This window comes from Neobacillus sp. NPDC093127 (assembly GCF_044754175.1).
Lineage (GTDB): Bacteria > Bacillota > Bacilli > Bacillales > Cytobacillaceae > Neobacillus.
This window is the reverse complement of record NZ_JBIVOP010000004.1, coordinates 112,417-138,035: the sequence shown is the minus strand read 5'-3', so window position 1 is coordinate 138,035 and position 25,619 is coordinate 112,417. Positions and strand designations below refer to the sequence as shown.

Annotated in this window: 28 protein-coding genes; 17 read left to right on the top strand and 11 right to left on the bottom strand. The window is 41.0% G+C overall.

The features are described from left to right. The first annotated feature begins 35 nt into the window (after window positions 1-35). Window positions 36-1,670 carry a M4 family metallopeptidase gene (locus ACIQCO_RS07545; protein ID WP_400427175.1) on the top strand — a complete coding sequence of 545 codons (1,635 nt, stop codon included), beginning with the start codon at window positions 36-38 and terminating at the stop codon, window positions 1,668-1,670. 424 nt (window positions 1,671-2,094) lie between these two features. Here ACIQCO_RS07545 and ACIQCO_RS07540 read toward each other — a convergent pair whose 3' ends face one another. Then, the gene (locus ACIQCO_RS07540) at window positions 2,095-2,583 is read right to left on the bottom strand and encodes a nucleoside deaminase (RefSeq protein ID WP_400427173.1); all 489 of its coding nucleotides are present in this window, start codon (window positions 2,581-2,583) and stop codon (window positions 2,095-2,097) included. Window positions 2,584-2,779: 196 nt separating this feature from the next. On the opposite strand from ACIQCO_RS07540, the gene ACIQCO_RS07535 reads away from it, so the two are divergent. The 12 genes from ACIQCO_RS07535 (at window position 2,780) to ACIQCO_RS07480 (ending at window position 12,929) form a co-directional block, all read left to right on the top strand. Further along, window positions 2,780-3,145 (top strand): hypothetical protein, encoded by a 366-nt coding sequence (locus ACIQCO_RS07535; protein ID WP_400427171.1) that lies wholly within the window; start codon window positions 2,780-2,782, stop codon window positions 3,143-3,145. Window positions 3,146-3,364: 219 nt separating this feature from the next. Then, the gene (locus ACIQCO_RS07530; RefSeq protein ID WP_400427170.1) at window positions 3,365-4,285 is read left to right on the top strand and encodes an alpha/beta fold hydrolase; all 921 of its coding nucleotides are present in this window, start codon (window positions 3,365-3,367) and stop codon (window positions 4,283-4,285) included. A 13-nt stretch (window positions 4,286-4,298) separates the two neighbouring features. Then, window positions 4,299-4,886 carry a TetR/AcrR family transcriptional regulator gene (locus ACIQCO_RS07525; RefSeq protein WP_400427168.1) on the top strand — a complete coding sequence of 196 codons (588 nt, stop codon included), beginning with the start codon at window positions 4,299-4,301 and terminating at the stop codon, window positions 4,884-4,886. 340 nt (window positions 4,887-5,226) lie between these two features. Then, a complete protein-coding gene (locus ACIQCO_RS07520) occupies window positions 5,227-5,730 on the top strand; it encodes a sigma-70 family RNA polymerase sigma factor (protein WP_400427167.1) in 504 nt (167 codons plus the stop codon). Beyond that, complete coding sequence (locus ACIQCO_RS07515; protein WP_400427165.1) at window positions 5,708-7,030, top strand: DUF4179 domain-containing protein; 1,323 nt, start codon at window positions 5,708-5,710, stop codon at window positions 7,028-7,030. The genes ACIQCO_RS07520 and ACIQCO_RS07515 overlap by 23 nt, the downstream gene beginning before the upstream one ends. A 280-nt stretch (window positions 7,031-7,310) precedes the next feature. Further along, window positions 7,311-8,057, top strand: a complete 747-nt coding sequence (locus ACIQCO_RS07510) for a nucleoside phosphorylase (protein ID WP_400427164.1) — start codon at window positions 7,311-7,313, stop codon at window positions 8,055-8,057. A gap of 23 nt (window positions 8,058-8,080) precedes the next feature. Next, entirely contained in the window at window positions 8,081-8,683 is a 603-nt protein-coding gene (locus tag ACIQCO_RS07505) for an ECF transporter S component (protein ID WP_400427163.1), read from the top strand. Between the two features lie 30 nt (window positions 8,684-8,713). Next, the gene (locus tag ACIQCO_RS07500) at window positions 8,714-9,481 is read left to right on the top strand and encodes an energy-coupling factor transporter transmembrane component T family protein (RefSeq protein WP_400427161.1); all 768 of its coding nucleotides are present in this window, start codon (window positions 8,714-8,716) and stop codon (window positions 9,479-9,481) included. Continuing rightward, window positions 9,478-10,323: an energy-coupling factor ABC transporter ATP-binding protein gene (locus ACIQCO_RS07495; RefSeq protein WP_400427160.1), complete on the top strand. Its 846-nt coding sequence runs from the start codon at window positions 9,478-9,480 to the stop codon at window positions 10,321-10,323. Before ACIQCO_RS07500 ends, ACIQCO_RS07495 begins: the two co-directional genes overlap by 4 nt. Continuing rightward, window positions 10,320-11,126, top strand: coding sequence for an energy-coupling factor ABC transporter ATP-binding protein (locus ACIQCO_RS07490; RefSeq protein ID WP_400427158.1), 807 nt, complete (start codon window positions 10,320-10,322; stop codon window positions 11,124-11,126). The genes ACIQCO_RS07495 and ACIQCO_RS07490 overlap by 4 nt, the downstream gene beginning before the upstream one ends. A gap of 179 nt (window positions 11,127-11,305) precedes the next feature. Beyond that, entirely contained in the window at window positions 11,306-12,502 is a 1,197-nt protein-coding gene (locus tag ACIQCO_RS07485) for a class I SAM-dependent rRNA methyltransferase (protein WP_400427157.1), read from the top strand. Window positions 12,503-12,707: 205 nt separating this feature from the next. Beyond that, complete coding sequence (locus ACIQCO_RS07480) at window positions 12,708-12,929, top strand: hypothetical protein (protein WP_400427156.1); 222 nt, start codon at window positions 12,708-12,710, stop codon at window positions 12,927-12,929. A gap of 106 nt (window positions 12,930-13,035) precedes the next feature. Here the strand turns inward: ACIQCO_RS07480 and ACIQCO_RS07475 are convergent, their stop codons facing one another. The 6 genes from ACIQCO_RS07475 to ACIQCO_RS07450 form a co-directional block, all read right to left on the bottom strand. Continuing rightward, window positions 13,036-13,953, bottom strand: a complete 918-nt coding sequence (locus ACIQCO_RS07475; RefSeq protein ID WP_066083297.1) for a pseudouridine-5'-phosphate glycosidase — start codon at window positions 13,951-13,953, stop codon at window positions 13,036-13,038. After that, window positions 13,950-15,071 carry a PfkB family carbohydrate kinase gene (locus ACIQCO_RS07470; protein ID WP_400427155.1) on the bottom strand — a complete coding sequence of 374 codons (1,122 nt, stop codon included), beginning with the start codon at window positions 15,069-15,071 and terminating at the stop codon, window positions 13,950-13,952. Before ACIQCO_RS07470 ends, ACIQCO_RS07475 begins: the two co-directional genes overlap by 4 nt. A gap of 182 nt (window positions 15,072-15,253) precedes the next feature. Further along, a complete protein-coding gene (locus tag ACIQCO_RS07465) occupies window positions 15,254-16,327 on the bottom strand; it encodes an ABC transporter substrate-binding protein (RefSeq protein WP_400427154.1) in 1,074 nt (357 codons plus the stop codon). Further along, entirely contained in the window at window positions 16,324-17,130 is an 807-nt protein-coding gene (locus tag ACIQCO_RS07460; RefSeq protein ID WP_400427153.1) for an ABC transporter permease, read from the bottom strand. The genes ACIQCO_RS07465 and ACIQCO_RS07460 overlap by 4 nt, the downstream gene beginning before the upstream one ends. A gap of 1 nt (window position 17,131) precedes the next feature. Continuing rightward, the gene (locus ACIQCO_RS07455) at window positions 17,132-17,935 is read right to left on the bottom strand and encodes an ABC transporter permease (protein ID WP_400427434.1); all 804 of its coding nucleotides are present in this window, start codon (window positions 17,933-17,935) and stop codon (window positions 17,132-17,134) included. After that, window positions 17,925-19,034: an ABC transporter ATP-binding protein gene (locus tag ACIQCO_RS07450; protein WP_400427151.1), complete on the bottom strand. Its 1,110-nt coding sequence runs from the start codon at window positions 19,032-19,034 to the stop codon at window positions 17,925-17,927. Before ACIQCO_RS07450 ends, ACIQCO_RS07455 begins: the two co-directional genes overlap by 11 nt. Window positions 19,035-19,252: 218 nt before the next feature. On the opposite strand from ACIQCO_RS07450, the gene ACIQCO_RS07445 reads away from it, so the two are divergent. Both ACIQCO_RS07445 and ACIQCO_RS07440 read left to right on the top strand, forming a co-directional pair. Beyond that, window positions 19,253-19,960, top strand: coding sequence for an MBL fold metallo-hydrolase (locus ACIQCO_RS07445; protein ID WP_400427150.1), 708 nt, complete (start codon window positions 19,253-19,255; stop codon window positions 19,958-19,960). Window positions 19,961-19,974: 14 nt separating this feature from the next. Next, window positions 19,975-20,562, top strand: coding sequence for a TetR/AcrR family transcriptional regulator (locus tag ACIQCO_RS07440; protein WP_400427149.1), 588 nt, complete (start codon window positions 19,975-19,977; stop codon window positions 20,560-20,562). Window positions 20,563-20,655: 93 nt separating this feature from the next. On the opposite strand, the gene ACIQCO_RS07435 is transcribed toward ACIQCO_RS07440, so the two are convergent. After that, window positions 20,656-21,165: a DoxX family membrane protein gene (locus tag ACIQCO_RS07435; RefSeq protein ID WP_400427147.1), complete on the bottom strand. Its 510-nt coding sequence runs from the start codon at window positions 21,163-21,165 to the stop codon at window positions 20,656-20,658. Window positions 21,166-21,410: 245 nt separating this feature from the next. Between ACIQCO_RS07435 and ACIQCO_RS07430 the strand changes: the two genes are divergently transcribed. Continuing rightward, window positions 21,411-22,019: an exonuclease domain-containing protein gene (locus ACIQCO_RS07430; protein WP_400427145.1), complete on the top strand. Its 609-nt coding sequence runs from the start codon at window positions 21,411-21,413 to the stop codon at window positions 22,017-22,019. 58 nt (window positions 22,020-22,077) lie between these two features. Here the strand turns inward: ACIQCO_RS07430 and ACIQCO_RS07425 are convergent, their stop codons facing one another. Continuing rightward, window positions 22,078-23,172: a citrate synthase/methylcitrate synthase gene (locus ACIQCO_RS07425; RefSeq protein WP_400427143.1), complete on the bottom strand. Its 1,095-nt coding sequence runs from the start codon at window positions 23,170-23,172 to the stop codon at window positions 22,078-22,080. 107 nt (window positions 23,173-23,279) lie between these two features. On the opposite strand from ACIQCO_RS07425, the gene ACIQCO_RS07420 reads away from it, so the two are divergent. Further along, window positions 23,280-24,158 carry a LysR family transcriptional regulator gene (locus tag ACIQCO_RS07420; protein ID WP_400427141.1) on the top strand — a complete coding sequence of 293 codons (879 nt, stop codon included), beginning with the start codon at window positions 23,280-23,282 and terminating at the stop codon, window positions 24,156-24,158. A 95-nt stretch (window positions 24,159-24,253) separates the two neighbouring features. Here the strand turns inward: ACIQCO_RS07420 and ACIQCO_RS07415 are convergent, their stop codons facing one another. Both ACIQCO_RS07415 and ACIQCO_RS07410 read right to left on the bottom strand, forming a co-directional pair. Next, window positions 24,254-24,679, bottom strand: a complete 426-nt coding sequence (locus ACIQCO_RS07415) for a VOC family protein (RefSeq protein ID WP_400427140.1) — start codon at window positions 24,677-24,679, stop codon at window positions 24,254-24,256. A 259-nt stretch (window positions 24,680-24,938) separates the two neighbouring features. Next, a complete protein-coding gene (locus ACIQCO_RS07410) occupies window positions 24,939-25,463 on the bottom strand; it encodes a DinB family protein (protein ID WP_400427138.1) in 525 nt (174 codons plus the stop codon). Window positions 25,464-25,619: the final 156 nt, after the last annotated feature.

Here is a 25,619-nt window from a genome sequence, read left to right as displayed (position 1 = left end):
GCAATAAAATATATCTTTGGAAGGTGGAGGAAGAGATGAAGAAACGAACGTCACTTGTATTGGCATTGGGATTAACGATGGGGACTGTGTTACCGATTACGGCTGCGGCAAATACGATTTCGGAAAACGTTACGGTTACGAAGGAAGCGAAGCAGTTTGGGAAGGATGTCAAATTGAATTGGAAAACTGGACAAGCTGTCCCATCCTTCGTCCATGGGAAATTATCTACTAAAGCCCATAAAAATAAAGATGCTATTAAACAATTTTTAAAAGAAAATAAAGAACTCTATCAATTAGATGCTGACAAAGATTTGACTTTGCTAGATGTAGAAACGGACGAGCTCGGCAGCACTCATTATAATTTTGTCCAATCTGTCCAGGGAATTCCGGTAGATGGAGCGAAATTTAAGGTCCATACCGATAAAAATGGCATGATTACGGTTGTAAACGGAGACGTGTTCCCAGAAGCTTCTTCTTATTTTAAAGGGAAGCTGAAAGCGCAGATTGCGCAGGCTGGTGCTCTAGATAAGGCATGGAAATCAATCCATGTCACCAAAGCGGAAACAGAAACCAACGCCGAAGCGGGCCCAGATGGGAAAAAGTTTGAAGATACGGTCGAAAACGCAGACCTAGTGGTTTATAAAAAAGATAATGACTTTTACTTAGCCTATAAAACAACCCTCCAATTTATTCAGCCATACCCGGCAAACTGGGTAGTATATGTGGATGCTGTAAATGGTAATGTCCTAGATTCCTATAATGCGGTGAATGATGCAGGCAGCGGAGTTGGCGTTTTGGGGGATACAAAACCGCTTAATACCTATTTATCAAGCGGTACCTACTATTTGTACGATACGACCAAAGCGATGACGGGTGTGATTGAAACAAGAACGGCAGCCAATTCAACCTCATTACCTGGAAATTATTCAGTGGACCCAGATAATAATTTTAATGCTACCTCACAGAGGGCTGATGTCGATGCACATTACTATGCAGGTGTTGTCTACGATTATTTCAAGAATACTCATAACCGAAACAGTTTTGATAACAGGGGCGCAACGATTCGCTCAACGGTACACTACAGTAGAAACTACAACAATGCCTTCTGGAACGGCGCGCAAATGGTGTATGGTGACGGCGACGGTACAACCTTTAGAGCATTATCTGGTGCCCTAGATGTGGTGGCCCATGAATTAACGCATGCGGTAACAGAAAGAACCGCGGGATTAGAGTATCAATATCAATCTGGAGCATTAAATGAATCTATTTCGGACACATTCGGGGTGTTCCTAGATAAAAAGAATTACTTGATTGGTGAAGATGTATATACGCCGAATAAAGCGGGTGACGCCCTCCGCAGTTTATCCGACCCCGGCCTATATGGACAGCCGGATCATATGAGTAAATATGTGAATACGACTTCTGATAATGGCGGCGTCCATACAAATAGTGGAATTCCAAACAAAGCTGCCTATTTAACGATTTCTAAGCTGGGAACATCAGTAGCGGAGAAAATCTATTACCGGGCGTTAACGGTCTACCTATCACCAAAGAGTAACTTTAAAGATGCTCGTAGTGCTCTTCTAGCGGCTGCGGCAGACTTGTACGGATCAGGCAGCACCCAATATAGCGCAGTAGCCTCGGCTTGGACACAGGTTGGAGTAAACTAATAATAAAACGTCAGCCATCACAATTTATGGCGGCTTACATTTTCTTGAAATTGGTGCCTGACACCAAAAATACTATTGCGGTAGTAGAAAGGGTGTCAGGCACCAAAAAACAGGCAAAAAAAATAGATTGGTGCATTCACCAATCCAAAATGGGAAGTTTTAAGAAATGAGCTCAATGAACTTATTTCCTAATTAAGTTACCCTTATCATATGAAATACTTGTGTAGAACTTAGGGGGAACTTGTGTGGAAGTTATGAAGATGGTTTTTAGGCAAAAAAATAGATTGGTGTCAGGCACCAATCAAATTATGGGAAGTTTTAAGAAATGAGCTCTTCGAACCATTCCTTAATTAAGTTACTTTTATCTTAAAATAAAAATATGTAAAACTTATAGAGAAGTTATGTGGAAGTTGTGAAGATTCCCTTATGATGGTCTGCGCCCGTTTAACACGATTTCTGCCATAAATGGGGAGTACGTTTTCAAGATTTCAGCTGATTCCTCAGCTAAAACCCCGCCTAGATAGTGATGCAATCGCTTATTTATGTAGTCAATTGAATCGATGAAATGGGAAATATCCAGATATTTATCCTCTACAGCAAAAACAACATTCCGGATATTGCCCACAACTAGCGTGGATAAGCACATCATACAAGGTTCAACCGTTGTATAGAGAATGCACTCCCGCGCATGTTTCCGCAAATACGAAGCGCATCGATTCATCGCATTGATTTCCGCATGCTCTAGCTCGCTGTCCATCGTATTAATTCTGTTGGAACCTCTTGAAATGATAATGCCGTTGTGAACAATAACCGCACCGATTGGCCGGTCGCCACGTTTCCCAGCCTCTTCTGCTTCCTTTAATGCTTCCTGCATAAAGAAACGATGGTCGTTTTCATGAAAGTTTGTTACCAATAGGTCCCCCACCTTATTATTTTTCTATAATATAAAAATATCAGATTTTTTAAAAAAGAACAGCAATAGAATAAAAAACAGTGCTAAATTTATCGAGCACTTTATTAAATGGTATGGCAATTGTGGGCAGGAGTCTATTCTACATTGATTATGGACACATACACTATTTGGCAACCATTTGAGGAGGAGAGAAAAAATGTTAAGGCTATTAGGCAATTACGATGCTAATCAAGCACAAGGTTATCATCACGGCCATGGTGGATATTATCCAGGACTTGGCATCCATCATGGGCATGGCGGGTATTACCCTAGTCAAGTAGGGTATCAACATGGACATGGCGGGTATTATCCTACTCAAGTAGGCTACCATCATGGCCACGGCGGTTTTTATCCAGGACATGGCTATCACCATGGCCACACCGGATATTATCCAGGACATGGCATTCACCATGGTCACACCGGTTATTATCCAGGCCATGGCGTTCACCATGGTCACACCGGTTTTTATCCTGGTCATGGCATTCACCATGGTCACGGTACTGTTCATACCAATCGAGGATAATCACCTCAACCTCCAAAAAAGCATTCCTGTTGATGGATACACAACAGCCCTTCTCAATTTGAGGAGGGTTTATTTTGGGATTATGGAAAAGATACGTTGGTGATATTTAAAATTTGGAATTTTTTATAAAAAGATATTTACAAATATTACCTATGATGTTACTATTTCATTAAAAAGATTGATTAATCAATCACTTTTTAAAAATGGAAGGTGATTCAAATGGCTAATAAATTAACACCGCCAGGCACAATAATCAATATCGGAACACATTGCCTGCATATGATTTCGGGCGGGACGGAAAGTTCGCTGCCTACAATTGTATTTGAACATGGTGCCGGCGGCTCAGCACTCATGTGGAGTCTCGTTTATCCAGAGATTGCAAAATTAACGAGAGTCGTAGTTTATGACCGGGCGGGCTATGGCTGGAGTGAAGCCGGTCCAGTACCCCGTACGAATGAAAAATGTGTTGAAGAGTTACATGAATTGCTGATGCAGGCAAGAATTGACGGACCGATTATACTTGTTGGTCATTCGTATGGCGGCATTAATGCGCGGCTATATGCCAATCGCTATCCGAATCAAGTGAGAGGAATGGTATTAGTTGATGCCACACATGAAGATGAGCTGACAGACCGGTTTCCGCGTGAGCACCATAAGGGACAAGAAATGGGCGCAAAAATGATGAGAGTTTTTGCGTTTTTATCTAAGATTGGTATCTTAAGAGTATTGGCCGCGTGTAAAATGGTTCCAGGCTTTTCAAAAGCAATAGGCGGTTGCCCTCCTGAGGTGCAAAAAATGCTTTGGAAAAAGTCGTTTCAAACGAGTGCCTTGACTGCTACGGGAAGTGAGTTTTCCCATTTGCCTTTAGGATATGAGCTTGTTCGAAAAGCCCCGGATTTGGGCGAGATTCCACTAACAGTCATTGCAGCAGGCATCGTCGACCAATTCGCTCCCGGTACAACTAAGGAAGTACAGGGAAAAATCAAACAAGCGTTAAGGGATGCTGCTTCTGACACTAGCAAGTTATCGAAAAATGGAAAGCTGGTTGTAGCTGAAAATAGCAGTCATAACGTACAACTTGAGCAACCAGATATCGTCATAAACGCAATTAAAGAAATGGTTACGGCCAACACTTTTTAGAGGTGAATTTGAATTGAAAAGGGAACAAAATATGCTTGAGAAGCGAGCGAAAATACTTGAAGCTGCTATCCCGTTATTTGCAGACAATGGCTTAAGTGCGACCACCGTCGCAACCATTGCGAAACAAGCGGGTGTAGGATTCGGGACGGTATTCAACTACTTCGCGACAAAAGAGGATTTATTTAAAGCAGCAGTCCTTGAACCATTAGACGAACAACGCGAAATTTTAAAGCAAATTGTCATGGATCAGGGGACACCACATGAACGGTTAAAGAAAATGGTGATTTGTCATCTGCAACATTTTTCCCATCATCGTAATCAGATGCGCTTGATGTTTTACGTGCTAGGGCAGCCGGAACGTTTTCCTGAAATAGCGGAAGAGCTTTTTGCCTTTGCCCGTGATTTTTTTGCTGCTGTCGTTCCGATTGTGGAAGAAGGACAAACAAACGGAGAAATTCCTGCCTGTGATCCTCTCGGACTTTCGTGGTCTTATTTTGCCTATATTAACGGTGTCGTGATGACCATGTTGGACCCGCCCGATGACCCAAAGTGGGAACAGTTTATCCTTCATGGATGCCGGCTGTTCGGGATCCCCGACTGAGGATGGTATATCCGATGGTTTACTGGCGGAAAACGCAGCATAACTGGCGATAGCGTAGGTTTTACTGGTGGCAAAAACGCAGCATAACTGGCGATAGCATAGGTTTTACTGGCGGAAAACGCAGCATAACTGGCGATTGCATAGATTTACTGGCGGAAAAGCCACTATTACTGGCGAATTTAAGGGTTTGTGGAGTAATTCCCAAGCTCCTTTTTCATGTGAGAGGAGAACACCTTATTTTTTTAATAAAATTCAAAACTTTTTTTCTACTAAATGGTCTAATATGTAGTACAACAGGGTTGTGAGGGGGATGAGGGACCTGAGTGCATGTGAGAAATTAGTGAAAGAGGCAATCAATGGCGATGATACTGCATTTTTGCAGCTGATTCAGCTATACAAAATAGATTTATATAAAACGGCTCTTTCCTTTTTAAGGAGTGAGGAAGAGGCGCTGGAGGCGATTCAGGAAGTTACCTACCGTGCTTATAAGAGTATCCGCACCGTCAGGGATGCTTCATATTTCAAAACATGGCTGATTCGCATTATGATTAATTACTGCAATGATCAATTGAAAAAGAAAAAGCGAGTTGTATTTAGTGAAGAAATCTTAAGCCTGCAAGGCAAATCCGAGAACCATAACGAAATGGAGCTAAAAGATGCGATGCTGGGCTTGGATGAGCGCTCCCGTGAAATCATAACGTTGAAGTATTTTCAAGATATGAAAATAAAGGATATTGCCCTAACACTTCAATGTCCTGAAGGTACGGTCAAAACGTGGCTGAACAAAGCGTTGAAGGCCTTGCGGGATAAACTTGAAGGGAATGGCGGTGATCAGCATGTATGAAAAGGAAGAAGAGCAATTGAAAAGCATGTATGAAAATGTTCAAGTTCCGCTGGATTCATTGGATGAGGCTATTTTTGCAGGATTTCAAAAGGCTAAATCAGAAGAGAAACGGAAATTCCGCCGGAAAAGATGGCTGTTTACTCTGGCTGCCGCCGCAATTATTTTGCTAGGATTTTTTACATCGATACGGCTTTCACCGGCATTCGCAAATTATATTACCATCATTCCCGGGATGGAAAAATTGGTCGACCTCATCCGGGATGATAAAGGAAAGCTCCTGGCGGTTGAAAATGATTACTATGAAAAAATCGATGTATCTCAGGAAAAAAACGGTATAAAGCTTACCATCGATGGAGCGATTGCCGATGAAAATGGACTGGTTTTATTTTATACAATCGAATCGAAGGAAAAACTGGAGGGGCTGCGAAATGAGAATGTTCGCTTAGAAAGTTTAGATGGGAAAAAGCTTGATATCGGTACAATTTCAATGGGGAGTTCACTCTTTAGAGGAGAAACATCCCATAGTGACATGTTTGAATTTTATTTTCAATCACCTTTAGCAGCGAAGAACCTTGAATTAAAAGTAAGTGTAGAAGGGACAAATCTAAAAGAACAATTTACCCTAAAATTTGATCTTACAAAAGAAATCCAAGAGAAAAAATCTTACGCTTTAAATAAAACCATTACAATCGAAGGACAAAAGATTTCATTTTCAGAGGCCGATGTATATCCGCTGAGGGCGGCTATCCATGTTAAAATGGATCCTCATAACACCAAAAGAATTCTAAGTTTCGAGGATCTAAGGCTTGTTGATGAAAATGGAGAAATGTGGAATAAAATTAGCGATGGGGTGGTAGCAAGCCACATTTCACCTGACGAGATGATCATTTACTTACAAAGCAACTACTTCCGGGAGCCAAAAAAGCTATACCTGGTTCTAAACAAAATCCAAGCCGTTGATAAGGATGAGGTAAATGTAGTAGTGGATACAAAAAAACTCCAAATCTTGAAACAGCCAAAAGGGGGTCATCTAAGTGATTTGCGAGTAGAAGGTAACGACCTAATTTTCAATTTCCATATCGAAAAAGAGTTCAATTCTTTTCTCTTTACGACAATTAAAGATGGAAATGGGAAACAAATTGAATCGAATACAAGCTTTATGGGCGGAAGGATGGAGAAGGGGTACGCTGAAATTGGGGTTAATATTCCTGACATAAAAAACCAGCCAAACCCTATATCCCTTGAACTTACCGCCTATCCGTCATGGATTAAGGGTAATGAAAAAATAAAGATTAAATAATGAAAAGGTGCCTGCCAAACCCTCCCGGGTGTCAGGCACCTTTTTTATCAAAAATATTAATAAATGACTGAATCTTCCTACTTTGGTAAAATTGAATTATATAGGTAATGGTAAATTCATTCCCGCATGGACAAAGAAAAACCTTTATCAAAATAGCCTCAGGTTATTACACCGAGAAAATCCCATTCTCTTTAAAATTGCGAAACTATCAAACTAACACCATTTAGAATAGAACAGCGTAATCATCATAAAAATGTAACCCCAAAAGGAGCCAACGAAAATGAAAACAAACCTTCAACCGCATATCAGAATTGGAAACGGTCATGAAGTTCAGTACGCTTTACTGCCGGGAGACCCAGGCCGCGTCGATGAAGTTGCCAAATTTTTAGATCAGCCTAAAGAGCTTGCCTACAACCGAGAATACAAAACGATAAAAGGATTTTATAAAGGAATCCCTGTTTTAGTTACTTCAACAGGTATTGGCGGGGTGTCTGCTGGAATTGCCATCGAAGAGTTAAGAAATGTTGGCGTAAAAGTAATGATTCGGATTGGCAGTTGCGGCGCCTTGCAGCCACATTTGCATCTAGGTGACTTGGTAATTGCTTCTGGAGCGGTAAGAAATGACGGTGCCTCCTATTCCTATATTAACAAGGCTTTTCCAGCGATACCGGATCCAGAATTGCTCTTTCATGTGATGAACGCTGCAAAAAAGAATGATGCAAAAAATTACACAGGGATTGTCAGATGTCATGACAGCTTTTATACTGATAAAGAACAAGATATCGACAAGTACTGGTCAGAGAAGGGAATTCTCGGTTCAGACATGGAAACAGCTGCCCTATTTGTGATTGGCGGCTTGCGTGGCATTAGGACCGCGTCCATCTTAAATGTCGTTGTTGAAAAAGAGGGGAATTTAGAAGGGGGAATCAATGATTATATTGATGAGAAAAACAATAGCAAACGAGGAGAAGAGCTCGAAATCCTCACCGCACTTGAGGCGATTGTTTCCTATGATTCTACTATTTAAAAAATAAAAGGGGGTTTTTTTCAATGAAAAAACAAAGCATGTGGTCGTTACGCTTATCAACAGCCGCACTCGTTCTTATTCCGGTTGCAGTAGGTGTTAACTATATTGGTAAATTACTTGCAGCATTGCTAAAGCTGCCATTATGGTTAGATTCCATCGGGACCGTCTTAGCAGCAATGCTTGGTGGTCCAATTGTCGGTGCGTTAGCCGGAGCAATTAATAATATTATCTATGGCTTTACCGATCCTATCTCCTTTGTCTATGCGATTACAAGTGTGGCAATTGGTGTGGCAGTTGGGATTCTTTTTTACAAAGGGTTTATTACCGGCTGGGGGAAAGCGGTGGTCGCTGGGGTAATCATCGGGCTTGTGGCGACAGTTGTTTCAACACCTATCAATATCGGATTCTGGGGTGGAACGACAGGGAATGTTTGGGGCGATGCCTTATATACCTTTGTTCTAGCCAAAACCGATTCTACTTGGCTCGCCTCTTTGCTTGACGAAATTGTCGTCGATATCCCTGATAAAATAGTTGTCGTTCTGGTCAGCTATGGTATTTTTAAAGGATTACCGCAAAATGTTATCCAATTATACACTAACAATGAAAAGATAGAGACACTAGACTAACGCTTGAAAAAAGAAAGCCGGTGACAGTTCGTGAAATCGATTAGCTTATATGAGGAAAGGGCCTCTTTCATCCATGATGTTGATCCAATCACTAAGCTCTGGTACATTCCTTTTGCCATTTTAATTCCTATTATTCTGCCATTATTCACGGTTTCATTTCTATTAATTGGACTTAGTCTAACGTTATTGCTAGCGGGAAACGTGATCAGAAAAACAATCCCCGTTTTTGGATTTGTTTTTCTGATCCTGATTACAGTCGTCCTCATCCAGGGAATGTTTAAACCGGAAAATGAAACGGTTCTGTTTCAACTGGGGCCGCTAACGATGTACAAAGAAGGACTGCTCTTTGCCTTGACGATTACCCTTAGGGTCATCAATATTATTGGCGCCTTCATGATTCTTGTGCTGACAACAAAACCCTCGGATCTCGTAGAAGCCTTGGTGCGAAAGGGAATGTCACCGCGAATCGGCTATGTGGTTGTTTCCGTTTTTCAAATCATCCCCGAGATGATGGCGACAATGAGCACGATTACCGATGCACAACGGGCGAGAGGAATGGAGACAGAAGGGAAATTGCTGGTCAGGATCAAAGCATTTATACCATTACTGGGACCTGTCGTGCTTGGGTCGCTTATTAATACAAAGGAAAGAGCGATGGCCTTGGAGGTGCGTGGCTTTAATTCTCAAGCCCCGAAAACCTATTTATATGAAGAAAAAACGTATCAGTTCAGCAAGGTCCTTCAGATTGGAATGTTGTTGCTAACTGTGGCGGCCGTCTCTTGGAGGATATTTTTATGAAAAAAATTATTGTAGAAGGTCTCAAATACAAATATCCATTAGCGGATTCGCTCGCTCTTAATGACTTGACCTTCGATATAAACCAAGGGGAGTTTATCGGCATCATTGGGAAAAATTTAGCCGGTAAATCGACGTTATGCCAAGCGCTGGTTGGCCTTGTTCCCCATTTTTATAAAGGGGCTTACGGTGGTAAAGTGATTGTCGACGGGCTGGAAGTGAAGAATCATTCGATTGCTGAACTTTCATTAAAGGTCGGAATGGTGTTTCAAAATCCATTTACACAGGTGACGGGCTCGAAGCCGACGGTTTACGAGGAAATTGCCTTTGGCCTTGAGAATATTGGAATCCCCCGGTCTGAAATCATTGACCGGATTGATTCAGTGCTTGATTTGTTAAACATTGAGCAGGTAAAGGACCATAATCCCTTTGACTTATCTGGCGGGCAAATGCAACGGATGGCAATTGCGAGTATCATCGCGATGAAACCGGATATATTAGTGCTAGACGAGCCGACATCGCAGCTGGACCCAGCTGGTTCCGAGGAAGTGTTTCAGGCAATTCAAAGCCTAAGTAAGCAGGGAATAACAGTGATTTTAGCGGAACACAAAATGGAGAAGATTGCCCAGTATTGTGATAGAGTCTTACTGCTTAATAACGGAAAAGTTGTAGATTTTGATACGCCGGGAAAAGTTTTTTCAAGAGGAGACTTGGAGGAAAAGGGCGTAACCGCACCCGTTTATACAAGGGTGTGTAAGGCATTGGGTGTTAAAAAGGCGGGTACGGATGAGTATCCTGTTACTCTTGAAGAGGCTGAAAGGGTATTAAGGGGGGATGGGGCATGATCAAGGTAGCCAATCTTTCCTTTTCCTATAATAAAGAAATTCCGGTCCTTTCCGGGATTAACCTGGAGTTTGACCGTCGCGCTACCGCGATCATTGGCCAAAACGGGGCTGGAAAGACAACATTCGTAAAGCTGCTGAAAGGCTTGCTTAAACCAGATGAAGGGGAAATCCTGATTCATGATCACCATGTAAACAGGAAAACTGCCGCCCAACTGGCAAGAACGATTGGGCTTGTATTTCAAAATCCAAATGATCAGATTTTCAAACGAACGGTCTTGGATGAAGTAATGTTCGGCCCGCTGAATATAAAAATGGATAAGCAGACGGCAAAGGAAAAGGCTATCGAGGCATTAAAGATGGTTGAGCTTGATGGCAAACTAGAGATGAATCCGCATGATTTAAGCTTATCGGAAAAGAAGCTGCTCTGTATCGCATCGGTTGTTGCAATGGATACGGACATTATCATTTTCGATGAACCAACTATTGCCCAGGACCATGGAGGTAAGGAAAAAATCCGGCAAATCATCCAAGCCTTAAAGGACAAGAATAAACTAGTGATGACGATTATTCATGATATGGATTTCGTTGCCGAGAATTTTGAACGGACAATTGTGTTTAATGCTGGTCAGGTTTTGTTAGATGGAGAAACAAGATATGTGTTTTCGCAAAAGGAACTTTTGGAAACGGCCAGCGTAGAAGCTCCAGGAATCACAAAGTTGGCGGAAAGACTCGGATTTAGGGACACCGTTTTAACTGTTGAGGAGTTTATTGACATGAAAAAAACATGCAGCCCGCCACGATGATTAGTGGCGGGTTTTTATTATGGTAATATCCGCCAGTGTGTGAAGGTGTGAAAATTGTAGGGAATGGACCTTCTTTAGTGTTATGATTGTAGTATTGTGTTTAAAGCGCAAATCACTATCCTGTTGTCTATGTTTTTCTACTAGACTGATAGGATTAATAACATAGATGGGATGAACCGATGACTACTGAAATCTGTTTAAAAGTAAAATCAAATTTTGTAAATAAGCTAAAAAGCGGCTACCCGCTTATTTCTAAGGAAGCCATCATCAATGTGAACGATACAGTAAAAGAGGGTTCCATCGTCAAGTTGGTCGACGAAAGGAATCGCTTTATTGGCAAAGGCTATTATGGCAAACAAAATAAAGGACTTGGCTGGGTGCAGAGTAGAAAAGAAAACGTCTCTATTGATCAGAACTTTTTTAAGAAAAAGCTTAAAGAGGCGATTAAGGATAGAGAATCATTTTATAATAATACGGAAACAACGGCGTTTCGGGTATTTAATGGCGAAGGTGATGGAATCGGCGGTTTAACGATTGATTACTTTGCTGGGTATTATTTGTTAACCTGGTACAGTGTGGGTATTTATCACTTTCAGGAATATATTATTCAGGCCTTACAGGAACTGGTTGAATTTAAAGCCATTTATCAGAAAAAGCGATTTGATATCGCAGGTAAATACATTGAAGAAGATGACTTCGTTGCCGGTGAAAGAGGGCAGTTCCCGATTATCATCAAAGAAAATGGCGTCAATTTTGCCGTTTATTTGAATGAAAGTGCCATGGTCGGAGTGTTTTTAGATCAACGCGATGTAAGGCGGACGATTCGTGATGCGTACGCTAATGGTAAGACCGTATTAAATACCTTCTCCTATACCGGGGCATTTTCTGTTGTTGCGGCATTAGGCGGAGCCACAAAAACGACAAGTGTGGATCTGGCCAATCGAAGCAGGGGAAAAACGATTGAGCAATTTACTATAAATGACATTGACCATAAAACACAAGGGATTATTGTAGAAGATGTATTTAAATATTTTAAATATGCGGCCAAAAAACAGTTGAAGTTTGATGTGGTCATCCTCGATCCCCCAAGCTTTGCACGGTCTAAGAAATTTGTCTTTAGTGCGGAAAAGGATTATATGAATCTTTTAAAAGAAGCGATTGCGATTACTGAGGATAACGGGACGATTGTTGCCTCCACTAACTGCAGTACCTTTGGGATGGAAAAGTTCAAAGGATTTATTGAGACAGCATTTAATGAAACTGCCCATCGTTACAAATTAATGGAGGAATTTTCGCTACCCGCAGATTTTAAAACCATCAAAGAATTTCCCGAAGGAAACTATTTGAAGGTCGTATTTATAAAGAAAATGAAATAAGCACGGGTGTCAGGCACTATGTGAAAAATTCACATGGTGCCTGACACCTTTTTCTATTTTTTATGGTGTTGTACAAAGCATTTTTGCCATATAATAGAGGTGAGAGTGTTCACAAAATTGTTGGAATTGTCCTGTTGTTAGTATTGATATAGGAAAAACGAACGAATAAACAAATAAATGAGAAGGTTTTTGGGAGGAGAAAGAAATGATTAGAGCGGCTGCTGCGGGTGTTATTGGTTTTATCCTTATTTTTATCGAATCGATGATTGTGATGAAGTTAAAAGGTTACGTGACGATTGAGTTTGGCGGCTTAGCTCCATTCATCAACGTATGGGCAATGAATTTCTTTTTTGTCTTTGCCATCCTCACACAGGTAAACAATTGGTATATGAACAAGGAAAGTTTAAAAGAAGATAATAGCTTTTAAACAAATGGTATTTGATTGTGAAGAGGGACTTCCACTTATTTATGGAAGTCCCTCTTTTCTTATTATTCATTACTCTATACCAATATACCGTTTGAAAAAAGACTTATTATTTTTTCATTGCCTCAAACTGTACAGCAATTTTTGCGCCAACTACGGCGTTGTTATAAACAAGTTCGATGTTGGATTCTAGGCTCTTTCCGCCAGTTAGTTCCTTAACTTTTCCTAATAGGAATGGTGTTACATCCTTACCAGCGATGTGTTTCTCTTCTGCTTCCTTCAATGCTGTCTCAATCACATCCGTGATTGTCTTTTCATCCATTGCATGTTCTTCAGGGATCGGATTAGCGATGACTGCTCCGCCTTTCAGATTTAAATCCCATTTTGTTTTTAAAGTAGCGGCAACAGTTTCAACATCGTCTGCACGGAAGTTGACTGGGAATTGGCTTGTTCTTGTATAGAAGGCAGGAAGGACATCTGTTTGATAGCCAATAACCGGTACGCCCTTTGTTTCAAGATACTCCATTGTTAAGCCTAAATCTAAAATTGATTTTGCCCCAGCGCAAATGACTGCTACGTTTGTTTGTGCTAATTCTTCTAAATCAGCAGAAATGTCCATTGTCGTTTCAGCTCCACGGTGTGCACCGCCAATTCCACCGGTAACGAAGATATTAATTCCAGCTAACTCCGCACAGATCATCGTCGCTGCAACAGTTGTTGCGCCTTTTTTCTTTGTTGCAATCAAGTAAGCTAAATCACGACGTGATGCTTTTGCAACATCGGAACTCTTTCCAAACATTTCGAGCTCGTCATCTGATAAACCAATTTTAATTTGTCCATCTAAAATCGCAATTGTTGCTGGAACTGCTCCGTTATCGCGAATAATTTGTTCAACCTTACGTGCTGTTTCTACGTTTTGCGGATATGGCATGCCGTGAGAAATAATAGTCGACTCTAGAGCTACTACCGGTTTTCCTTGTTCTTTCGCTGCACGTACTTCTTCTGCTAATGTAATATACTGTTTCATGATAATTCCTCCATGTCTTTTTGTAGTTGAGTTGGTGATAAATCCTGGCGAACAGTGTAGGCGGATTGCAATGTCTTAGAAGCATTGACAGTGCCTGCTTTGGCAATATCGGTCAACTTATGACCTTCAAGCCACGAGTAAATGACAGCAGAGGAAAAAGCGTCTCCAGCCCCCGTGACATCAACAATTTCTTTTGTTTCAATCGAAGGAATATGAAAAATCCCTTCTTCTTTATTTCCAATCATGGCGCCTTTTTTTCCATTGGTAATTACTACATTGGCGATACCGAGTGCAAGCCATTTCTCTATTGCTTGTCTCCACTCGTCTTCTGTTTTGATTTTGCAATTTAAATACGTTTCTGACTCATCGCGGTTGGTAATTAACCAGGTCACTCCATCTAAATCAGCAGGCAGCCTGCTCATTTTCGGAGATGAAACCGGTATCAAAACAATTGGCCGTTCATGGATTTTGGCAAAATTGCATAAATACTGCAATGTTTCCTTCGGGCAATTTAGATCAGCCATGATACATTTTGCCCGACTCAATAAAACATCTTGTTTACGGAGTAAGTCAGGTGTGATCTCCTCATAGACTTCCATATCGGCAAGCGCAATGATTAATTCTCCATTTGTGTCAAGTACCGCCGTGTAGGAGCCAGTTGACATTCCCGGGATTTGTGTCACTTGATCTAGGTTCATATATAGTGATGATGATTCGGCAATGAATGACCAATCGCTGTCTGCTCCACTAGTTGTTAATAATGTCACTTTGGCACCAAGGCGTCCAAGATTTTCGGCGATATTACGCGCAACTCCTCCAACACTTTGTGAAGATTGAATCGGGTTGGAAGTACCAAGCTGAGCTTTCGCTTTCACATGGAGTTTTCGATCTATATTGGCTCCGCCAATACAAATGACCTGCTGGGACTCATTTAATACGTAAGCTCTGCCTACAATATGACCTTTTCTAGTTAAACCGGAAATAATATTGGCGATCGAAGGTCGAGATAGCCCTAAGATTTCAGCAATCTCCTGTTGCGAAATATAAGGGTTTTTACGAATCAAATCGAAAATCAACTGTTCCTTTTCGGTCAATTTTTCAAAATCTTTTTCAGCCACATAATCACCACCTAAACATTTGTTTAATTTATAAACTTATGTTCATAGTATACTCCTGACAAATTCAAAGGTCAACCATCATTTTTTAACTTTGCCTAAAGATTCTTAACAAATTCATGAACAGGTAGAAAAAAAGCGCCTCAATCTTCGAATTCATGAAGATTGAGGCGCTTCTGTTATTCTTATTTCCGATGCATCTTAAATTGCAAAAACAGCTCATTGTAATAGGCTAGATTCTTTTTACCGAGGTTTTCGTATACTTCTAGCTTTTCCGTCAGCTCTGGTGATGGATAGAACCGTTCATCCTCGACGACTTCTTTGGGCATGTATTTAAGAGCGCTCTTGTTAGGCGTCGAATAGCCGACGTAATCGGTATTTTTGGCGGCAACCTTTGGATCAAGCATGAAGTTAATAAATTTATGGGCTGCCTCGACGTTCTTCGCTGTTTTCGGGATGACCATATTATCGAACCAGAGGTTAGAGCCTTCCTTTGGCACCACATAGTCCAAATCCTCATTCTCTGACATGATTTCCGAGGCATCACCTGACCATACTAGACCGACGGAAGCCTCTTGATTGGCGAGAAGCATTTTAATTTCATCGCCGACAATCGCTTTGATATTCGGTGTGAGCTTGTCTAGCTTTTCCTTTGCCTCGACTAGATGCTGTTTGTTTGTATCATTCAACGAATATCCGAGACTGTTTAGACCCATGCCGATTACTTCGCGGGCACCGTCGGTTAATAAGATTTCATTTTTTAAATCAGGATTCCAAAGGTCATTCCAGCTGGTAATTTCCTTGCCGTGCAGCATCTTTGGATTATAAACGATGCCGACGGTTCCCCAAAAATAAGGAATGGAATATTTATTCTCTGGGTCAAACGGCAGATCCATAAACCGTTTATCAATATGTTTTAAGTTGGGCAGTTTCGAATGATCTAACGGAATGAGCAAATCCTCGTTCCGCATTTTATCAATCATATATTCAGATGGAACAGCGATATCATAATTTGTACCGCCCTGTTCGATTTTGGTCATCATCGCCTCATTTGAATCAAACGTTTCATAAATGACTTTGATTCCCGTTTCTTTTTCAAACTTCTTGATTAAATCCGGATCGATATAGTCGCCCCAGTTAAAAACCGTCAGCGTGTTGCCGCCGGAATAACCCTGCGAGGAATTCAAACTAGAAATCGCATATAGCAGCACGGCCGATACAACAGCAATGAACAGAAAAAAACGGACAAGTTTGTTCATCGTTTACGCACCCCCATTCCATTAGGCTTGTTGCGCTGGGTAATAAAGTAATAGATCACCACTAGCAGCAAGGTAAATAGGAACAGCAGGGTGGATAGGGCATTGATATTTAGGGAAATTCCCCGGCGCGCTAAGGAATAAATCTCAACTGAAAGTGTAGAAAAACCATTACCGGTTACAAAAAAAGTCACCGCAAAATCATCTAATGAGTACGTTAACGCCATAAAAAAGCCGGCAAAAATTCCTGGTGTAATAAACGGGATAATTACCTTTGTCATAACGTTCCAGCTGCTCGCGCCTAAGTCGCGGGCGGCATCAATCAACGTAGGACTCATTTCCATTAATTTTGGCAGTACCATCAAGACAACAATCGGTATGCTAAAAGCAATATGGGATAGCAAAACGGAATAAAAGCCAAGTTTCAGCCCAGCCATCGTGAACAAAATTAAGAACGAAGCGCCAATAATAACATCAGGGCTGACGATCAAAACATTGTTTAACGATAATAAGGTATTTTTTGTTTGTCTTTTCTTCGCCTGATGAATCGCCAAAGCTCCGAGCACACCAATGATGGTGGAGAAGAGCGCTGATAAAAAGGCAACCACAATTGTATTTAAAACGATGATCAACAGTCTCGTATCTTGAAAAAGCTCGCGGTACCATTCTAATGAAAAGCCCTTAAAATTATACATCGTTTCTCCGCTGTTGAAGGAGAAGATGACAAGAAAGAAAATCGGTGCATACAGGATAAAAAAGATGACCGCAAGAAAAATTTTTGATAAAGGGGTTATTTTTTTATCCATTCTATACACCTCGCTTTCGGGTACCAGTTACGACCATAATCAGCACCATAATAATAATCAAAAAGACCGCAATCGTTGAGCCCATGCCCCAATCCTGTGTCACGAGAAAATGCTGCTCAATCGATGTACCAAGCGTAATCACGCGGTTACCGGCGATTAATCTCGTTAACATGAACAATGAAAGCGCAGGAATAAATGTTACCTGACAACCGGACTTTACTCCGTCAATCGTTAATGGAAAAATAACGCGGCGAAAGGTTGTCCATTTAGATGCCCCTAAATCATTGGCAGCATCGATAAAGGTTGGGTTCAATTCATTTAATGCGTTAAAAATCGGCAAGATCATAAAGGGGATAAAAATATAAACCGATACAAACACAAAACTGAAATCGGTAAATAAGATTTGACTTGAGCCGATGCCAATCGCTTTTAAGAAGCTGTTTGCAGCTCCATACGTTCCGAAAATTCCTATAAAAGCATAGGCTTTTAACAATAAATTTATCCACGACGGGACAATAATTAATAACAGCCATAATTGTTTATGCCTGGTTTTTGTAAGTAAATATGCTGTTGGGTAGGAAATCAACAGTGAAATAGCTGTAATCAAAAACGCATACCAAAACGAACTGAGCGTCATTTTTAAGTAAACGGGTGTGAAAAACTTTTGATAATTGACGAACGAAAAATTCCCCTCAATATCAAAGAAAGAATAGTAAAGAACAAGTAAAATCGGCACAATCACAAATAGAAGTATCCACAGCAGATAAGGAATCCGGTAAAGACCGCTGGTTCGTTTATTCTCCATGGCGGTCCACATCAGCATAGGTTTCTAAACGGCGGTCGAATTCTTCCTCTGTTTCACCATGACGCATAACATGAATCGCCTCTGGGTCAAAGTAAAGCCCGATTTCATTGCCAACGGCCGCCTTTTTCGTGGAATGGACAAGCCATTCATTTCCATCCTTATCGTAGCAGCTGATTTCATAATGAACACCCCGGAACAGCTGGGAATCAACGCGGACCTGGAGCTTGCCCCGTTCTAACGTTGTGATTTCCAAATCCTCGGGACGGATAATAATTTCAACAGCTTCGTTCACGTTAAAACCTTTGTCGACACATTCAAACTCTTTGCCGACAAATTCCACTCGAAAATCTTGCAGCATTTTTCCATCAACAATATTCGATTCACCAATAAAGTCCGCAACAAAACGGTTAATCGGTTCATCATAAATATCAGTTGGTGTGCCGCTTTGCTGGATTTTCCCTTTATCGATGACAAAAATTTCATCGGACATCGCGAGCGCTTCCTCTTGATCGTGAGTGACGAAGATAAAGGTAATCCCCAGACGGCGCTGAAGCTCACGGAGTTCATATTGCATCTCGGTCCGCAGCTTTAAATCGAGAGCGGAAAGCGGCTCATCAAGAAGGATGACTTCCGGTTCGTTGACAATTGCCCGAGCGATGGCGACACGCTGACGCTGACCGCCGGACATTTCGCGGATTTCCCGGTTTTCATAGCCATTAAGGTTTACGAAGCTGAGCGCTTCCTTTACCTTCCGCTCTATTTCTGCATTCTTCATTTTTTTGATGCGTAATCCGAAGGCCACATTTTCAAAGACATTTAAATGTGGAAAAAGGGCGTAATCTTGAAAAACCGTATTTACCTGGCGCTTATTGGCCGGGATATTATTGATTTTTTTTTCGTTAAAATAAATTTCTCCCTTGGTGGGCTCGATAAATCCAGCGATTAACCTTAGAATCGTTGTCTTGCCGCATCCAGAGGGGCCAAGAAGGGTATAAAATTTTCCGCGTTCAATTTCAAAGCTTACATCGTCAAGAACTGGCGGATCGTTATCATATTGCTTGGTAACATTGTTAAATTGAATAATAGCAGCGTTTGTCATGGAAGCCACCTCCGTCTAAAAAAGTAAAGTTCTCTTTATTGATTCGGGAACAATTATACAGGATGTGACTAAAAATTCAATATTTGTTTATTATTTAACAACTCGCATAAGAAATTCATTTTAAAAATAATAGTAAAAAGGTGGAAAAAATAATTGATTTAACTAATTATGTTAGTTATAATAAAACTAACATAATTAGTTAAAGGGGGATGATTATTATGAGAATGATTAAAAATGGTTTTTTATATCAAGTGACATTCATGGCGAGTGTTTTTCCGGTAAATTGCTATTTGGTAGAAGAAGGGGACGGGTTAACCTTGATTGATGCTGCACTTGGTTTTTGTACAAAGGGGATTATGAAGGCCGCTGAAACAATCGGCAAGCCGATTACTAAAATTGTGTTGACACATGCACATGAGGACCACGTCGGTGCATTAGATTCGATAAAGGACTTGCTGCCTGAGGTACCGGTTTATATTTCAGTTCGAGACCACAGATTAATGAATGACGACCGTTCTCTAGATCCACACGAGGAGCAAACGCCGATAAAAGGCGGTGTTCCGAAAAAATTAAAAACGCGAGCGAATGTATTATTGAAAGAAGGGGACCTGATTGGCTCTTTGACAGCAATCGAAACGCCGGGACATACACCGGGTTCGATGTCGTTTTTCGATTTGAGGACGAGGGCATTGATTGCTGGTGATGCCTTCCAGACAAGAGGCGGAATTGCGGTGGCGGGAGATATAAAGCTATGGTTCCCGTTCCCGGCTTTTGGTACATGGAGTAAGAAGACGGCGCTAGTGAGTGCAAAGAAACTAGTGGGCTATGAACCAAAGCTTCTTGCAGTTGGGCATGGAGAAATGGTCGATAATCCTGTGAAAGTTATCGAACATGCGATTGAAAATTTAGAACGGAAAATAGGATAAAGGAGTAGCTAAGAATGTCACCTAGACCAAAGATTGGACTCGATTTAAAGACAATACTAGAAGCAGCGGGGGGACTAGCGGATCAACAAGGTATTCAAGAGGTTTCACTGGCGAATCTTGCTAAAAAATTAGGGATTCGCCCTCCTTCTTTATATAACCATTTTGACGGTTTGCCAGGGCTGAGGAAAAAGCTGGCGATTTATGGAATTGATAAGCTTCACGCGGTTATGGCTGACGCAGCCATTGGGGTGTCAGGCACCGAAGCCGTACTAGCGGTTAGTCAAGCCTATGTCAATTTTGCCCGGGAGCATCCAGGAGTTTATGAGGCGACCTTGCTCGCACCGGATCCAGAGGATGTTGATGTGCTGCAGGCAGGGGCAAAAATCGTAGAGTTGTCCGTCCGTATTTTGCAGGCTTATCATTTAGAGGGTGCTAGTGCTTTACACGCTGTCCGGGGATTGCGCAGCATTCTACATGGATTTTCTTCGTTGGAGCAAAGGGGCGGCTTTAAGATGGCACTGGATTTAGATGAGAGCTTGATGATCATTATTAAGGCGTTTCTTGCTGGATTTGCTGGTGATTCTCTAACAACCCCCGAATGAAATTACACCCGATGTGCCTAAATTTCAATATTGTTTTATTTCAAAAAAACAGCCTCTCTTCTCGTGATGAAAAGTAGGCTGTGTATTGATTTGCTATGCAGTTTGTTTGACCTTCTTGTTACCTTTAAATGCTGTGTTGCGGATGAATGGGATTACCCAGCGGTCAAGACCGATGCGGCCAGCGTTAAAGCCAGCGAACAGAATAATCGCACCGATGAAAAGGTCTGTTGGAATATGAGATACTGTTCCGGCTAGGAAGAACGCGAAGTTCATTACAAGACCGAAGAACATTGCTGCTGTTGTTAAGCAGCCAAGAATAAGGCCAAGTCCGATTAAGAATTCTCCAAGTGGAACGATTGTATTAAAAATATCTACGTTTGGTAAAGCGAAATGCTTTAAGAAATCAACATACCAGCCATAAACCATGGCGCCATCAGGACCTTTAACAGGATTAGCAATTACTGCTTTTAAATATCCAGATGCATCAAATCCGCCTGTCAGTTTGTGGAACCCAGCTGTTAACCAAGAATAACCGATATATAAGCGAAGAACTGTCAAAATTCCAGCCGCAACTTTGTTTTCTCTTAACCAATTGACTACCATGTGAAACACTCCTTAGTAATTAAGTTTTATATATTAAGTACACTGTTAATATAACAAATAAATTTTAAAAATAGGGAAGTTTGCTCAATAGTTCACATATCTGTAAAAATGATTTGAACAATTTGTTACAAGCAGGTGTTGGAAACTAAGACTATTTGGTTATCAATAGGAATATTTAGGAGATGCATTAGTTGGGTAAGCTTTGTTATAATAATAGAAAACTTAAGTATTAAGGAATGATGATGGTGCGTAGCATAGAAAAATATGGTTTGCTATTGGACGTGGAAACGACCGGATTGGGTCCTACTAAGGATGAAGTGATTGAACTGGCTTTAAAGTTATTTACCTATCGATCCGATTCTGGGGAAATCATCGAAATAATTGAGGAAGATTCCTTTTTACGGGAGCCGCTATCAAACTCAGCTCGAAATAATTATGACCAAGCATATAGAGTACACGGAATCCCTTACGAGTTGGTAAGAGGAAAAAGCTTTCATGATGGTAAAGTAAAAACCTATTTTCATCGCGCGGACACGGTGTTTGCACACAACGCTTCTTTTGATCGCAGCTTTCTTTATCACATGTATCCCGAGGTTAACGATTTAAAATGGTATTGCACGATGAGAAATATCCCTTGGAAAAACTATGGGTTCCCGAATGGTAAGCTCTTGACTCTCTTACAAGCACACAATATCACAAATTACCAAACACATAGAGCACTGGATGATATTACATACTTAATGGAACTGCTTAAAAAAACAAGTCAGAACGGGAACCTCTATCTTCAAGAAGTACTTGAAAAAGGACCAATGAGAAAATATCAGCCAGCATCTTCACGAACAAAAATGGGATAAAAACCTACCCCAACGCCAAAAACTGCGTTGGGGTTAGTTAGAGTGCCTGACACCATAACTACAATTCATTGTAGGTCCCAATATATTTAGATTGTGGTCGATAGATGGTGTTGTTTTCTGTTTGTTCAAGGACGTGTGCCGTCCATCCAACCATTCTGCTTGCAGTAAAGGTTGGAGTGAAAAGTTCCGCATCCATATTGATTGCTTTCATGATGGCCGCAGCATAAAACTCTACATTTGTATAAAGCAATCGACCGGGCTTCAGCTCCGCTAATAACTTAACAGCCGTTTTCTCTACTGTCATCGCTAGGTCAAGCCACTCATTCTTACCAACCAGCTCCATTAATTTTGCCTTTAGAGCTACTGCTCGCGGGTCATGTGTTTTATACACCCTGTGTCCAAACCCCATTAATTTTTCCCCGCGCAAAACCTTTTCTCTAATTACCGTTTCCGCATCTCCAACCATAGCAATTTCATCCAGAAGTTCGATGACTCCTGAAGGCGCCCCGCCATGAAGCGGACCTTTCATTGTTCCGACTGCTGATGTAATTGCCGAAACTAAATCTGATTCAGTGGATGCTGTAACCCTGGCAGAAAAAGTAGAGGCGTTCATTCCATGCTCTAAGGTTAGGATCATATAGGTTTCGAGTGCCTCGATATGGGCAGCTAAAGGCATGTTACCATTTAGCATATACAAGTAATTTTCAACAAAGTCTAAATCGCTTCGAGGTGGATAATAACTTTGCCCCTCTAAAAATCTTTTTCGATAGGCGATAATTGTAGGGACTAAAGCGGTTACCCGGATAGCCTGTGAAACACTAGGTTTCCACCCATAATCTGACTGAGCGCCTACTGCGGAAATAGCAGTTCTAATAACACTCATTAAATCCATGGCGGGTGGGAGTTGGTCGATGATTCCCTTTACATATTCGGGTAACTCACGATTAGATTTCAACTCGCCTTTTAGCGCGCTTAACTGTGCCTCAGTAGCTAAGTGGCCAAACCAAAGAAGATAGGCTGCTTCCTCAAAAGAAAATCTTTTCGTAATCTCACGTATTTCATACCCTCGATAAAATAACCGGCCATTTTCCCCATCAATATGACTGATTAATGTTTCCGCCGCAACAATTCCTTTCAACCCTCTTTGAATCATAAAAATCGCTCCCTTCCTTATTTAGTGTTATTTTATAGGAAAACAACAATTAGGAATATTGAATATTTTAGAAGCGATTAATTAAAATTTTTAATAAGGAGCGAAATATGGAATTTCAATGGATAAACACCTTTATTACGGCTGCTGATTGTGGCAATTTTCGCAGAACAGCAGAGCTCCTATATATTTCACAGCCATCCGTAACGGTTCATATTAAACAACTGGAAAAAGAAGTAGGGACTCAATTGTTCCATCGCGAAGGGAAAAAAATAAAACTGACAGAGGAGGGGAAAAGATATTTAGTTCATGCGAAGAGATTGCTGGAGGTTTATCAACATGGTCTTGAGGATTTATCTTCCTTTAGTCAAGGATACACAAGGAAATTATCACTTGGTATCTCACCCCTTATCGCAGATACCATCTTACCCTACGTTCTAAAGAGCTATACAAAGCAGTACCCAGAAGTGGAGATTTCAGTCAAAATAATTGAATCCGTTGATATTGAGCAGGCGGTCTTAAAGGAGGAGATAGATCTAGGGCTGTCTTGCTTAAACAGTAATCATCCAAGTTTGAATAGTGAGCTTTTATATAAAGATAAAGTCATATTGGTTGCCACGCATGATGGAAGGGATGCTGAATCAGCTCCCCCTTTAGATGAAGAGGAAGTATTAACAACCAACTATCTATTAACCCACAATCATCCTGGTTATTGGGAGCATCTTTGCAGAGTAGTGAAAATTAAATATCCAAGTATAAGAATGATGAAGGTTTCACAAGTCCATATTACGAAAAGGTTTATTGTTGAGGGGTTGGGGGTATCATTCCTACCGACATCAACGGTCAGGAGAGAATTATTAGAAGGAAGATTACTAGAGGTCGATTGTCATTCAATCCCAATGCCCGAAGCTAACACTTATGCCGTAATGAAATATGATCATTCCAAGCAAAAAGAATTTTTAAATTTTATATCAAACTATAGATTGTAGATTTTGATTCCAATTTGTGAAGGTACTTGTCTAGAAAAAGAAAAACGGCTCTGTCGCAATCGATGCGAACAGACCCGTTTTGTTTTGATAAAAATCTATTGTCGGCCTTCCGTGAAAATCTGAAAGGTTATTCCGAACTTGTCTGTTACACTGCCGTAAGCTGGGCTAAAGAAAGTTTCTTGCAGTGGCATGCCCACTTGACCGCCATCCTTTAACGCATCAAAAAACTTATGAGCCATTGCAGCATCGTCAGTTGTAATACAGATCGTGACTTGTGTTCCGCTTTGATGTGGCTGGCCAGGGAATGTATCAGAAAACATTAACTCTGTTTCACCCACTTTTATTGTCGCGTGACTCACACGGTCTTTTGCTTCTGCAGGTAGAGGAAATTCCGGGTTTTCCGGCATTTCTCCGAAAGATTGAAGAAAAAGAACCTCAGCATTCAATGCTTCTTTGTAAAAATGAATTGCTTCCTTAGCATTTCCGTCCATCACTAAATAGGGAATTAATCGTACCGTCATTAAAAATCAGCTCCTTGAGTTTTTTGTATCGATAGGTTGATAGCCAGGCATTAGAAAGTTGTCAATGAATGCAGCCCACTACACATTATTACCGATATTTCCATTATAAAACATAGAACTAACGTTCGCAAGTTTGAATTCTTGCTAAACCGAAAAAACGCAGGTGTCCACCCCAGGCGGACATTTGTCCACGAGTGGTGCCTGACACCATATAAATGACATCATTTGACTAACACCATTTGCACTGCAATCAAATGGTTTATTTAAATGCAGGCAGGTATCTTTCATGAATGATTTTCAGGTGGTGGATGGCATGGCCTGCAATGATGTAGGCGATAGCTCGGGTGGTGATTTCGGTTTCGTTGGCAAGACCCTTTCTGGCCCATGCATTTTCCGACATATTCTGAATTAACGTGATCGTGGCATTTCGTGTTGCTGCAAAGTCCTCGAGGATATTTTTATTTGGAAGATGATCGAACTGAGCCCCCGCAATAAAATCGTTCTCGTCAAATCCTGCCAAGGGTGTCTGGTCACCGCGGCCAATTCGCAGCAGGCGGTAACTCATGATTCTTTCAGTGTCTGCCATATGGCCAAGCACTTCTTTAATACTCCATTTTCCTAGGGCATAACGGAATTGACCGTTATCCTCTGATATTCCTTCAAAAAGAGCAGTCACCTCCGCTAAATTTTCCTTCAAAATCAGTAAAAGGTCATCATCTGATACTAGATTTACATAAGGTACATAATACTCGGGATATTCATTTTCTAATGGACGCTGTAACATTCCGTTCTCTCCCTTCTAATAATTCGAAATAACTATAACAAATTTATCCTACCACAATACTCGCAATACTCAAAAAATTAAATTTAACTATTACCATTCTTTAAATTTGTTTTCCTGTCTCAATATTTATTAAAATTATCCTTATTAGGGAGTTAA